This is a genomic window from Flavobacterium sp. W21_SRS_FM6 (genome assembly GCF_052119645.1).
GTDB lineage: Bacteria > Pseudomonadota > Gammaproteobacteria > Enterobacterales > Alteromonadaceae > Paraglaciecola.
The window spans coordinates 1-12222 of record NZ_JBGQOM010000015.1 but is presented as its reverse complement, the minus strand read 5'-3'; the positions used below and the strand labels follow the sequence as shown (position 1 = coordinate 12222).

Below are 12222 nucleotides of genomic sequence, written 5' to 3'. Positions count from 1 at the left end.
TAACAATGAGATAAATTATAAACGACTAATTTCTCGATTAAGTTGAAACTCTGAAGATGTGACATACGTCTCTACGTTTCTCAAGCGTGTTTCATTTTTTGTAAAACGCTGTTGAATATCATGAAATGCTTGCTTAGGCGGCTCTCCTGCCTGCCAAATTTTCGACTTAACCACGACTTTTTCTTCGTCATCGGTTTGGTTGTGCCAGCCTTTGCCCCTTGTTTGAGTTACTCTGCTGTGCTCAACATAAGGTGCTTTACTGCCTTTAGAACCCGGTTTTTTATCTAAAATAAACCAAGCAGCAACATAGCTAACAAAAATAAAGGGGCCGGCAAATAGAAAAAAAGCACTGACCACTAAAATCCTAATTAGCCATAACTCCCAGCCAAAGTAGTCAGCTAAACCGGCACAAACCCCAGCAATTTTGCCTTTGTCGGGGTCGCGGTATAACTCTTTTTTTAAGCTCATACTTTGTTTCTCCATTGGGGTGCTTCAGCATCCAATATCGACTCTAAGGTATGAATGCGGTCTGCCATCTTATCAGCTCTATCAGCCAGCTCTTGCAAGGTTGCGTACTCTTCCTGAGTTAATCCCTGATTGATCTGCTTCTTACTGCGATAATGCATAATTAGCCAAATTGGTGCGACAAAAATCATAAAAATAATGATTGGTGCAACGACAATTCCTACGATACCTTCCATTACTTATCTCCTTAGTTGGCGCAAATTACTTTTTAGCTGCTGATGACTTACCTTGCACTTTTTTCTTCAGTGCCGCTAATTCATCATCAATTTCTTGACCAGCTTCAAGTTCAGCAAATTCGTCCGCTAAGGTTTTCTTACCTAAATCATACGCATCAACCATTGACTCTAAGTCATCAATTTTACGTTCATATTGCTCGAAACGCCCCATTGCAGCATCGACCTTAGTACTGTCTAAGGTTTTCTTCACTTCAAGACGTGAACTGACCGTATTCTGACGTAAAATAATTGCTTTTTGACGCGTTTTGGCATCGGCTAATTTATCTTGTAACTGACCCACTTCACTTTGCAACTTAGCGATTTGTTCTTCAACTAATTGCAGTTCTCTGACTAGCACAGCTGCGTGATCATCACATTTTTTCTTTTCTTGTAGTGCCGCTCTGGCTAAGTCTTCCCTGTCCTTGCTAATGGCTAATTCAGCCTTTGCCTTCCAATCTAAGGCTTCATTTTGAAGCTTATTAATTTGAGTACTGATTTCTTTTTTATTCGCTAAGGTTTTAGCTGAAGCAGAACGCACTTCGACTAAGGTGTCTTCCATTTCTTGAATAATCAGTCTGACCATTTTTTCTGGATCTTCAGCCTTGTCCAGAATGGCATTAATATTTGAGTTCACTATATCGGTGAAACGAGAGAAGATACCCATAGTTATTACCTCTTTAATAAATGTTAACTAAATCTATTGTGTAACGTTGTTGATGATTAAGGGTATTCAATTTATAGGCCAATCTTAACAACAAAGTAACTACCTGATTTTAAACAAAAAATATTTACAATACCTTTTAGCCAAACTACAATCGAACCAATCTACGCTAATTATTAGCTAAATAGACCACTTTTTAAGGATATTGATGAGCCGCTTTCGCCAACAAGATAATTTGTTAGGACAATCTAACAGTTTTTTAGAGGTACTTGAGCAAATATCGCAAATAGCCCCTTTGAATAAACCCGTGTTAATAATAGGTGAACGGGGCACAGGTAAAGAACTGGTAGCAGCGCGATTACACTTTTTATCAAAACGTTGGGAGCAAACCTATTTAAAGTTAAATTGCGCAGCGTTAAACGAAAGCTTATTAGAAAGCGAGTTGTTTGGCTACGAGGCCGGTGCATTTACAGGCGCAGCGAAACGACGAGAAGGTCGCTTCGAAACGGCTCATAACGGAACTTTATTTCTGGACGAGTTAGCGAATACCTCCGGCATGATCCAGGAAAAGCTACTACGTGTGATTGAATATGGTGAGTTTGAGCGGGTTGGCGGCTCGCGCAGTATAAAAGTTGACGTTAGATTAGTCGCTGCGACAAATGAAGATTTACCTAGTTTGGCTGATTCTGGCGAGTTTAGAGCTGATTTATTAGACAGGCTCGCATTTGATGTTATTACGCTTCCTCCACTTCGTGAACGTAAAGAAGACATTCTCATGTTAGCCGAAAACTTTGCGATCAATATGGCTCGTGAACTTGAAATGGAGTTATTTAGTGGTTTTAGCGAAAAGGCCAAACGTACCTTGCTCGATTATCATTGGCCGGGAAATATTCGTGAGCTAAAAAATACTGTAGAACGAGCGGTTTATCGAAGCAATAACCCGCACTTGCCTGTTCATCATATTGTACTTGACCCCTTTGAATCGGTTTTTAGGCCGAAAAAAAGAATCAAAACACTCGACAGAATATCAGTACCAGCTGCACCGCCAGAACCCGCAAAGACCGAAGACAAATCACACATCAACACAGCTTCTGCAACAACAAACGCTGAGCAACAATTCGAATTTCCAGTAGATTTAAAAGAACTGTCGCAAAATTTTGAAATAGACCTAATCAATAAAGCGCTAGCGGACAGCCAATTTAACCAAAAGAAAACTGCAGAAAAATTAGGCTTAACGTATCATCAGCTAAGAGGGTATTTGAAAAAATATAACCTTCTTGAAAATGCAGATGAGGACGATGGGTAACTTTAGCGTGTTTAATAGCATCATCAAACCAGGTCAAGTTCAGCACATGATGCTAGCTCTTTGTTGCCTTGGTTTATCGGGCTGTGATGCCCTTATTAGTGCCAGTAATAAATCAAACGGAGTAATTTACTGCTCTGAAGGCAATCCCACTAGCTTCAACCCACAGTTAGACACCTCGGGCACCACGGTTGATGCATCATCCCACCAAATTTACGACCGTTTATTGGACTTTGATCCCAAAAGTGGCAGCGTTATTCCAAGCCTGGCCACTAGCTGGAGCATAAGTACCGATGGTTTACTGTATACTTTTCAGCTACGAAAGGATGTCGCGTTTCACCACACTGCTTATTTTTCACCAAGCCGAACATTTAATGCTGAAGATGTTATTTTTAGTTTTGATCGATGGCGTTTGCCAAATAGCGCTTATCACGGAGTTGCCGGCGGGATCTATCCCTACGCTGACAGCCTTGGTCTAGCTAATCTCATCGAAAAAGTTGAGCGAGTAAATGCCTATCGATTAGAAATTACACTTAAGCAGCCCCAAAGTTCATTTTTAGCCAATTTGGCCACTGACTTTGCGGTAATCATGTCTAAAGAATACGCAGATAGTCTTGAACAAAAAAATCAAAAAGAAAACATTGATCGACAACCCGTTGGCACAGGGCCTTTCAAATTTGCTCATTTTCGTCAAGACAGTTTTATTCGTTATAAAAGACACGACGAATATTGGGGAGAAAACAAACAAACTGAGCAATTGATATTTGATATTACGCCCTCCAGTTCCTTGCGTTTAGCTAAACTCATCACCGGAGAATGTGATGCCATGGCACTACCTGCGCACAGTGAGTTGGATGTTATTCGCCAATCCAAAGACTTAATTTTGGACGAAAAACCCGGTTTAAACGTCGGCTTTTGGGCCTTTAATACCGCTAAGCCACCATTTGACCGCCCCGGTGTGAGACGCGCCTTATCTCTGGCTATTGACAAAAATGCCCTAATTGAAGCGATCTATTTTGACAGTGCAATTTTGGCTAAAAATATTGTTCCCCCTACTTCTTGGGCCTTTCAAAGTGAACAAAAAAATCTTAATTATAATCCGTCTGCTGCCAAAAAATTATTGCAAGAAAATGGTATAGAGCCAGGCTTCACTATGAATATCTGGGCTATGCCAGTTGAGCGTCCTTACAATCCCAATGCAATTAAAATGGCCGAATTGATGCAAAGTTATCTACAAGCCGTTGGGGTCAATGTCGAAATTGTGAGTTACGAGTGGTCAACATTTAGAGAAAAGTTAAAACAAGGTACACATGATTCTGTGCTCATAGGTTGGTCCGCGGACAATGGTGATCCCGATAATTTTTATCGCCCATTGCTATCGTGTGGAGCGATTAAATCTGGCACCAACCGGGCATTTTGGTGCTCACCAGAATATGACGAACTCATCGGTCAAGCACTCAAATATACCAGTATTGAAGACCGGCAATATTTTTACTACAAAGCCAATGCCTTAATCGCCGAACAACTGCCATTGGTGCCGATTGCTCATGCCTCAAAGTATCAAGCTTTTCGACGGGATTTAGTCGGTTTCGAAATTAATCCATATGGCGGCGTTAAATTGGCCGGAGTGACAAAAAACTGATGCTCAGAGTCGTTCTTCGCTTTACCAATTTAGTGGTTCTTACCTTGCTCGCATTGAGTTTTTTTTCGTTTGTACTGATTTATTTATTTCCCGGTGAGCCATTAGCCAACTTAAGTGGTATACCTAATCCCAGTCCGCAAGAAATAGAGCAATTACAGCACCTTTATCACCGAGATAGCGTGTTTATTGTGCAGTATTGGTATTATCTTATTGACTTATTCAGTGGTAATTGGGGTTTAAGCTTCAGTTCCGGTTTATCGTTGTCCAGCGAAGTCGCTCGAACTCTACCTGCAAGTATAGAGCTCAGTACTTACGCGCTTTTACTGTCATTTATCGTCGGCTTACCTCTGGGGTTTTTAGCCGGTCTTCGGCATCATAAAACCACTGACTATGCACTTTTGTCAGTGAGTGTACTAGGTTATTCAATTCCCGTTTTCTGGCTCGCCATGCTCCTGATTTTAGGTTTTTCGTTACAGCTAGGGTGGTTTCCGTTGTCAGGCAGAATTAGTTTATTGTATGAAGTACCTCGAATTAGCGGCTTTATATTGCTTGATATTTTATGGTCAGATATTGAAAACAAATCGGATGTTTTTATTGATGCGGTTCGCCATCTGATTTTACCTACTCTTTCTATTGCCGCTTTCACAACGACGATTATTTTACGGATTATGCGCCGCTCTTTAATTGAGACAATGAACAGTGATTTTGTGCAAGCCGCGGTTGCTAGAGGGCTTACCTCAAGACAGGTTATTTGGAAACACGCTATTCGTAATTCTTTGATGCCAATACTTCCCTTACTAGGAATGCAATTTACCACTTTGTTAACCAATGCGATGATAGTGGAAGTAATATTTTCTTGGCCAGGCATTGGCAATTGGCTTATTCAGGCTATATATCAACGAGATTACCCCGCCATTAGGGTAGGCATGTTAGCGGTAGCAACCTTAGTGGTTATCTTTACCATGACGATTGATTTATTCTTAAGACTGGTTGACCCTAAAAAAAGTAAGGTGGAACGTGTCGCGATCTGAACTGTATCAAGAAGAATTCCACCCATCACCGTTGCAACATACCTGGTTGGAATTTAAAGAAAACCATATCGCCGTTGGCGGTTTGTGTTGTTTTATCTTTATTTTAACCATAGTGTTGTTTTGCAATATTCTTGCGCCTTTTGATCCTTTATTACAAAAAACCGATGCGATTTTAATCCCTCCAGCTTGGGAGCCCAACGGAAGTATCGTAAATGTATTTGGCACCGATGCCTTAGGACGAGATTTATTATCAAGAGTGATGTACGGCTGCCAAATGACTTTTGGTATCAGTATTATCCTGGTACTAGTGGCCATGTTAGTCGGTGTGTCTGTGGGTGCTGTGGCTGGAATGAGCCGCGGAGTGCGCTCAAGTGTTGTTAACCACACTTTAGATTCAATGATGGCAATACCCACCTTACTTATTGCCATTATTATTATTGCTATCTTAGGAACCGGTCTAGTCAACAGTATGTGGGCTATCACCTTGGCGTTAACACCGCAGTTTATTCATCAAACTCGAGATTTTGTCAGACAAGAGCGTAAAAAAGAGTATGTCAGGGCAGCAAAACTAGATGGTGCGCCACCAACCCAGATTTTCATTCGATCTATTTTACCTAATATGGGTGAAGTCTTAGTTGTCCAAGGTACGCTTGCGTTATCTATCGCAATATTGGATATCAGCGCCCTAGGTTTTTTAAATCTTGGTGCCCAAGCCCCAACCGCAGAATTAGGGGCAATGCTATCAGAGGGTATTGAAGTGGCATATATGGCGCCTTGGAGCATCGCTCTACCGGGTGCGGCCATCTTTTTAATGATGCTTTCAATCAATTTAGTGGGTGATGGTTTGCGTTCAGCCTTACGAAACAGGCTGTTGCACTAATGAGCTTATTGGATATAAAAAATCTCACTCTTGAGATAGATATCGCTGGCGAGTGGGTTAAAGCCTTAGACAAAATTAACTTAGTCATTAACGAAGGGCAAATTCACGCATTAGTGGGTGAATCAGGCTCAGGTAAAAGCCTTGTAATCAAAGCCATCGTGGGCGCAATTCCTCAGCGCTGGCGCGTAACAGCTGACCGAATGACGTGGCGAGGACAAGATTTGTTAACCATGTCGATTAAAAATCGGCGCAAGGTCATCCGCAGTGATATTTCTGTTATTTTTCAAAATCCTAAAAGCTCGCTTGACCCGCTTCTTACCCTAGGCGAACAACTTAAAGAAATCGTACCTGAAGCTCGTCTTGAGAGTCGATTGTTTTGGCGAAGAGAAAAAGAGCGGGAAAAAATTGTCATGGAACTGCTGCACCGAGTGGGCATAAAAGACCATAAGTTGTGCATGAAGAGTTATCCACATCAAATTTCTAATGACGTTTGCCAAAAATTTATGATTGCTATGGCCTTAGTATCTGAGCCTAAACTTATCATTGCTGACGATCCCACTCGAGGCATGGAGGTCACAGCCAAATCGCAAATATTAAAACTGCTGAGCCGCGTTAACCAAGTTAGAAAACTTAGCGTCTTGTTTGTTAGTCACGACCTTTTGGCTATTTCAAGCATGGCGCACTACATGACTGTATTATATTGTGGCCAGACTGTAGAAAGCGGCGATATGCTGCAACTTAAAAAACGTGCCCTCCATCCTTATACCCAAGCCCTATTAGATAGTGCCCCCAGTTTTCGGAAAGATTTGCCGCCCAAGTCACCACTAAGCTCGTTAGACGGCACTATCCCCACCTTACAACACCTACCAATAGGCTGCCGTTTAGGACCACGCTGCCCTCGGGCTCGCAGGGAGTGTGTTGTTGTTCCAGCTGTCAGAAGAGTGCATCAACACTACTACAGTTGTCACTTTCCTTTGCATTGGGATAAAAAATGACTGACTTGATCCACGTTGAAGATCTTCGATTTGTTAATAAAAAAGACAGCTTTAACTTTTTTAACAAAACAAAACAATTTGAATTAGGACCGATAAATATCGATTTGAAAGCGGGTGAGACCTTAGCAATTATTGGCGCGAATGGCTCTGGCAAGTCTTTACTGGCTAAGTTACTGGTAGGCTTAGAAAAACCCGATAGTGGTCAAATATATTTGCATGGTGAAGCACTGACTAAGTCTAATCAACGTCAGCGCTGCTTAAACATTAGAATGATTTTCCAAAACAGTAATGAATCACTCAATCCAGGCATCACCCTAGGCTCTATTCTTGACGAACCTCTGCGCTTAAATACCACCATGAGCATGTTAGAGCGTGCTGCAAAAATTGAACAAACCTTAGTAAAAGTGGGCTTGATGCCTGAGCATCAGTTTTTTTATCGGCATATGTTGTCTGATGGCCAGCGCCAGCGTGTCGCACTGGCCAGAGCGCTGATTTTAAACCCGCAAGTGTTAGTAGCAGATGAACCCTTTGCCGCCTTGGATCCATCGGTACGTTCGCAAATCGTTAACTTATTGATGAATATTCAGCGGGAACTTGGTTTAGGCTTTATTTTTATCTCACATAACTTGGGCATAGTCCGGCACATTAGTGACAAAATTATCGTTATGCGTCATGGAAAGGTTATTGAAGCGGGGCGTACTGAAGTCATTTTTAATTGGCCGAAAGAGGAGTACACGAAAAAACTCGTACACGCCCATCAAGCGCTGATTAACCGTCAAAACACGTAACTGATATTTTTTGCACAAACGTTTTCCGTGTTCTTTTTCCTGAGTTGTTCTGTAGTCATTTTCCCTTTACCGCAATGAACAGATGGCAGATCACTCTGTTGCTATCGCATCCCCCCACAGTAAAGCAAAGAATGTTGCAGCGCTGGGAACCGCAACATGTGACAGTAGATTAAGTTATGCTACCAATGCAAGAAGGATCCCTGCAGCAACTGCTGAGCCTAGTACACCCGCCACGTTGGGCCCCATAGCGTGCATTAACAAAAAATTATGATGATTGGCTTCTAAACCAACTTTGTTCACGACTCTCGCCGCCATAGGAACCGCTGATACCCCTGCAGCCCCAATCAAAGGATTGATTTTTTGCGAACTAAAGCGGCTCAAAAGCTTTGCCATTAATACACCTGCAGCTGTGCCGACAGAAAATGCGATGGCACCTAGAGCAAGTATGCCTAAGGTTTCAAGGGTTAAGAACTTATCAGCTGACAATTTCGAACCTACCGCCAATCCAAGAAAGATGGTGACGACGTTGATTAACTCATTTTGGGCCGTGTTGCTCAACCTATCGACTACGCCAGATTCTTTCATTAAATTACCAAGACAAAACATACCGATTAAGGGAGTTGCGCTGGGTAAAAATAAAATCGTCATGAGTAATACAGCCAAGGGAAAAATAATTTTTTCCCGTTTCGATACATGACGCAATTGCGCCATTTCAATTTTACGTTCTTGTTCATTTGTCAGCAGTCGCATAATCGGTGGCTGAATAATGGGTACCAAAGCCATGTAAGAATAGGCTGCAACCGCAATAGCGCCAAGCAAATCAGGCGCTAAGCGTGAGGCTAAGAAAATGGCTGTAGGACCATCGGCGCCTCCAATAATGGCAATCGCGGCTGCATCTTTCATGCTGAATTCAAAACCAGGCACAAAGTTAAGAGCAATAGCGCCAAAAAGGGTACCAAAGATGCCAAATTGTGCAGCTGCTCCAAGTAATAACATCCGAGGATTCGCAATCAAAGCGCTAAAATCGGTCATTGCCCCCACCCCCATAAAAATGAGCAGCGGGAATACGCCAGTTTCTATGCCAATATGATAAATGTAATATAGCAGGCCACCTGCATCGCTAAAGCCGGCTAAGGGGATATTAGTTAACACTGCCCCAAAGCCAATGGGTAGTAAAAGTAGGGGCTCAAATTTCTTTACAATTGCCAAATATAACAACAACGCACCAACTATCATCATGACAATTTGTCCTGGCTCAAAATGCGCCAGTGCTGTGCTGTCCCACAATAACTGTATTTTTTCCATGACAGGCGCCTAATTAAACATTAATAAAGACTGACCAGACTGCACTGAGTCGCCTTCTTTAATTAATACTTTACTGACTGTGCCACTGACGGTAGAGCGAATTTCCGTTTCCATTTTCATGGCTTCCATTACCAATACCACTTGGCCTTGGCTGACTTCTTCATCGACCCCAACCAGTATTTTAAAAATATTACCTGACAATGGCGATTGCAGGCTTTGCGAGGCACTCGAAGTAATTTTGTTGTCTGTCTCAGGCTGATGATCCACGGCTTGAACATTGGTTAAAGCCCCTGAGTCTGCGACCTCAACTTGATACACTTTTCCATCAACACGCACTGAATAACTAGCAGGACCAGCCCCTCTACTATCAGAGGTAGTATTAACCGCAGTTGTTTTTCCCTCTTGAGCCGCTTGCGGGATGGGTTCAAATGCTGAAGGGTCATGACGATTACGTAAAAATTTCAACCCCACTTGAGAAAACAAAGCATAAGTCAATACATCATCAACAGCGTCATTGGCCAAAGTAAAATTTTCATTAGTGGCGATGTCGTTTAGTTCTGAAGTCAATGAATCGAGCTCTGCACTTATTAAGTCAGCGGGTCGACACGTAATAGGCTCTTCACCTGCTAATACTTTTAGCTGTAAGCTCTGATTTACTGGAGCTGCCGTGGCCCCATACTCCCCTTTTAACACACCAGCAGTTTCTTTGGTGATACTCTTGTACCGCTCGCCAGTTAGAACGTTTAACACAGATTGCGTTCCCACAATTTGTGAGGTTGGGGTGACGAGAGGAATAAAGCCAAGATCTTCTCTCACACGAGGAATTTCTTGCAGCACCTCATCCATTCTATCCAAGGCACCTTGCTCTTTTAACTGACTTTCCATGTTGGTCAACATGCCGCCTGGCACCTGTGCAATCAAAATACGTGCATCAACCCCTTTCAGGCTACCTTCAAATTGACTGTACTTTTTCCGAACGTCTCTGAAATATGTTGCGATATTCGCTAATTGAGGTAAATCAAGACCAGTATCCCGTGCGGTGCCTTCAACAATTGACACGATAGTTTCTGTCGCACTATGACCATACGTCATACTCATAGAAGATATAGAGGTGTCTAGTATATCAATGCCAGCATCAATGGCTTTTTGATACGTGGCGGTACTCAAACCTGTTGTGGCATGACAGTGCAAAGCAATGGGCACTTCAATTGTTTCTTTTAAACGGCTGACGAGTTCTTCACACACATAAGGTTTTAATAAACCTGCCATATCTTTAATGCAGATTGAATTAACCCCCATATCTTGAAGCTTAGCTGCCATGTCTAACCAGGTTTGCAAATTATGGACTGGCGATACTGTATAAGACAGCGTTCCTTGGGCGTGAGCCCCCTGCTTGATGGTCGCTTTTATCGCCGTTTGTAAATTACGAATGTCATTCATCGCATCAAAAATACGGAAGACATCAACACCGTTAGTGTGAGCACGTTCGATAAATTTTTCGACTACATCGTCAGCGTAGTGTCGATAACCCAGCAAATTCTGACCACGTAGCAACATCTGTTGTTTGGTCTTCGGCATGGCTTTTTTTAAGGCACGAATGCGCTCCCAAGGATCTTCACCTAAATAACGAATACAGGCATCAAACGTCGCGCCGCCCCATGTTTCAAGGGACCAATATCCAACTTCATCTAACTGCTTCGCAATGGGCAGCATATCCTTTAAACGCAAACGAGTGGCAAGCAGTGACTGGTGAGCATCACGTAGCACAACATCAGTAATAGCGAGGGGCTTTGACATATTCATATTCTCTTAAGTATAAAAATTATTTATTGTTTCGATGCTGATGTATTGCTGCGCTGATAGCGGCGACAACCCCTGACGATATCGCAATATTGGATTTAGATTGGCTTGGTTGATGTCGTGACACAGGCACTTCTACTTCTGGAAATTTACTGTTAACCCAAGCAATTAGGTTGACAGCACCAATTAAGGTGGCCAAAAACAAAAAGACAACAAACATACCAATTACCATTAAATTGGCAGCATCGAAGAGCAAACTTGTCACGTCACTAGGCATTTGGGGGACTTCCAACTTTTTCAAAAATGAACTTTCTAACAATAAGGCAGACACCTTATTACAAGAAAACAAACAGAGCAACGAGATACAAAAAATAAAGAAAAATTCACTAAATTTGCATATATATTCAACTAAATCGGCAGTACTTCAATAAGTTGACCCTGGCTAACTAAGTGAAATCTAAAGATTGCTCAGTCATGGCCTTCTTACTTAAAAACGGGCTAGGAAGAGCAAGATGAAGCATCTTTTCGTTATACCCAACTAGTAGTGATAATAACTCATACGGACTGCAGCCAGCGTCTTTTAGACAAGACGCCGTTATGTATCAACGTCGACTACCTTTCAAATAACTGAAAGTAATCATGCAACGCCCGGGTACAAAACAATAAAAGCCTGGATTAAAAATGAGTTAAGCGGATTACTGAGATTATTAAAAGTAAATCAGAGTTTGTGTAATGGCGCCTGTGGAAGGATTCGAACCTCCGACCGCCTGGTTCGTAGCCAGGTACGCTATTCTGCCCGTCACGGAGTGATGAGCTACACGTAAGGGAACAATGAGATGTATACATTTAAGCGAAGGGATTTAATACAAAATGAGATTGAAATGGCGCGTGTGGAAGGATTCGAACCTCCGACCGCCTGGTTCGTAGCCAGGTACGCTATTCTGCCCGTCACGGAGTGATGAGCTACACGTAAGGGAACAATGAGATGTATACATTTAAGCGAAGGGATTTAATACAAAATGAGATTGAAATGGCGCGTGTGGAAGGATTCGAACCTCCGACCGCCTGGTTCGTAGC

At 42.3% G+C, this 12222-nt stretch carries 12 protein-coding genes; 6 read left to right on the top strand and 6 right to left on the bottom strand.

The genetic code is table 11. The features are described from left to right. Nucleotides 1-15: 15 nt before the first annotated feature. The 3 genes from pspC to pspA are packed head-to-tail and all read right to left on the bottom strand — an operon-like array spanning nucleotide 16 to nucleotide 1404. On the bottom strand, nucleotides 16-468 hold the full coding sequence (pspC, locus tag ACEN2L_RS19165) for an envelope stress response membrane protein PspC (protein ID WP_306021381.1): 453 nt from the start codon (nucleotides 466-468) through the stop codon (nucleotides 16-18). Then, entirely contained in the window at nucleotides 465-701 is a 237-nt protein-coding gene (gene pspB / locus ACEN2L_RS19160; protein WP_306021382.1) for an envelope stress response membrane protein PspB, read from the bottom strand. Before pspB ends, pspC begins: the two co-directional genes overlap by 4 nt. Before the next feature lie 25 nt (nucleotides 702-726). Continuing rightward, the gene (gene pspA / locus ACEN2L_RS19155; protein WP_306021383.1) at nucleotides 727-1404 is read right to left on the bottom strand and encodes a phage shock protein PspA; all 678 of its coding nucleotides are present in this window, start codon (nucleotides 1402-1404) and stop codon (nucleotides 727-729) included. A 205-nt stretch (nucleotides 1405-1609) separates the two neighbouring features. Here pspA and pspF point away from each other — a divergent pair, with 205 nt between their 5' ends. The 6 genes from pspF to ACEN2L_RS19125 are packed head-to-tail and all read left to right on the top strand — an operon-like array spanning nucleotide 1610 to nucleotide 8040. Then, complete coding sequence (gene pspF, locus ACEN2L_RS19150; RefSeq protein WP_306021384.1) at nucleotides 1610-2707, top strand: phage shock protein operon transcriptional activator; 1098 nt, start codon at nucleotides 1610-1612, stop codon at nucleotides 2705-2707. Beyond that, entirely contained in the window at nucleotides 2700-4346 is a 1647-nt protein-coding gene (locus tag ACEN2L_RS19145; protein WP_441745741.1) for an ABC transporter substrate-binding protein, read from the top strand. Before pspF ends, ACEN2L_RS19145 begins: the two co-directional genes overlap by 8 nt. Beyond that, nucleotides 4346-5377, top strand: coding sequence for an ABC transporter permease subunit (locus ACEN2L_RS19140; RefSeq protein WP_441745740.1), 1032 nt, complete (start codon nucleotides 4346-4348; stop codon nucleotides 5375-5377). Before ACEN2L_RS19145 ends, ACEN2L_RS19140 begins: the two co-directional genes overlap by 1 nt. Continuing rightward, nucleotides 5364-6257: an ABC transporter permease subunit gene (locus tag ACEN2L_RS19135; RefSeq protein WP_306021386.1), complete on the top strand. Its 894-nt coding sequence runs from the start codon at nucleotides 5364-5366 to the stop codon at nucleotides 6255-6257. The genes ACEN2L_RS19140 and ACEN2L_RS19135 overlap by 14 nt, the downstream gene beginning before the upstream one ends. Next, nucleotides 6257-7252 carry an oligopeptide/dipeptide ABC transporter ATP-binding protein gene (locus tag ACEN2L_RS19130; RefSeq protein WP_306021387.1) on the top strand — a complete coding sequence of 332 codons (996 nt, stop codon included), beginning with the start codon at nucleotides 6257-6259 and terminating at the stop codon, nucleotides 7250-7252. Before ACEN2L_RS19135 ends, ACEN2L_RS19130 begins: the two co-directional genes overlap by 1 nt. Further along, nucleotides 7249-8040: an ATP-binding cassette domain-containing protein gene (locus ACEN2L_RS19125; protein ID WP_306021388.1), complete on the top strand. Its 792-nt coding sequence runs from the start codon at nucleotides 7249-7251 to the stop codon at nucleotides 8038-8040. Before ACEN2L_RS19130 ends, ACEN2L_RS19125 begins: the two co-directional genes overlap by 4 nt. 174 nt (nucleotides 8041-8214) lie before the next feature. On the opposite strand, the gene ACEN2L_RS19120 is transcribed toward ACEN2L_RS19125, so the two are convergent. The 3 genes from ACEN2L_RS19120 to ACEN2L_RS19110 are packed head-to-tail and all read right to left on the bottom strand — an operon-like array spanning nucleotide 8215 to nucleotide 11464. Then, nucleotides 8215-9345, bottom strand: coding sequence for a sodium ion-translocating decarboxylase subunit beta (locus ACEN2L_RS19120; RefSeq protein WP_306021389.1), 1131 nt, complete (start codon nucleotides 9343-9345; stop codon nucleotides 8215-8217). Between the two features lie 9 nt (nucleotides 9346-9354). Next, nucleotides 9355-11142 carry a sodium-extruding oxaloacetate decarboxylase subunit alpha gene (gene oadA / locus ACEN2L_RS19115; RefSeq protein ID WP_306021390.1) on the bottom strand — a complete coding sequence of 596 codons (1788 nt, stop codon included), beginning with the start codon at nucleotides 11140-11142 and terminating at the stop codon, nucleotides 9355-9357. Between the two features lie 25 nt (nucleotides 11143-11167). After that, complete coding sequence (locus ACEN2L_RS19110; protein WP_306021391.1) at nucleotides 11168-11464, bottom strand: OadG family protein; 297 nt, start codon at nucleotides 11462-11464, stop codon at nucleotides 11168-11170. Nucleotides 11465-12222: the final 758 nt, after the last annotated feature.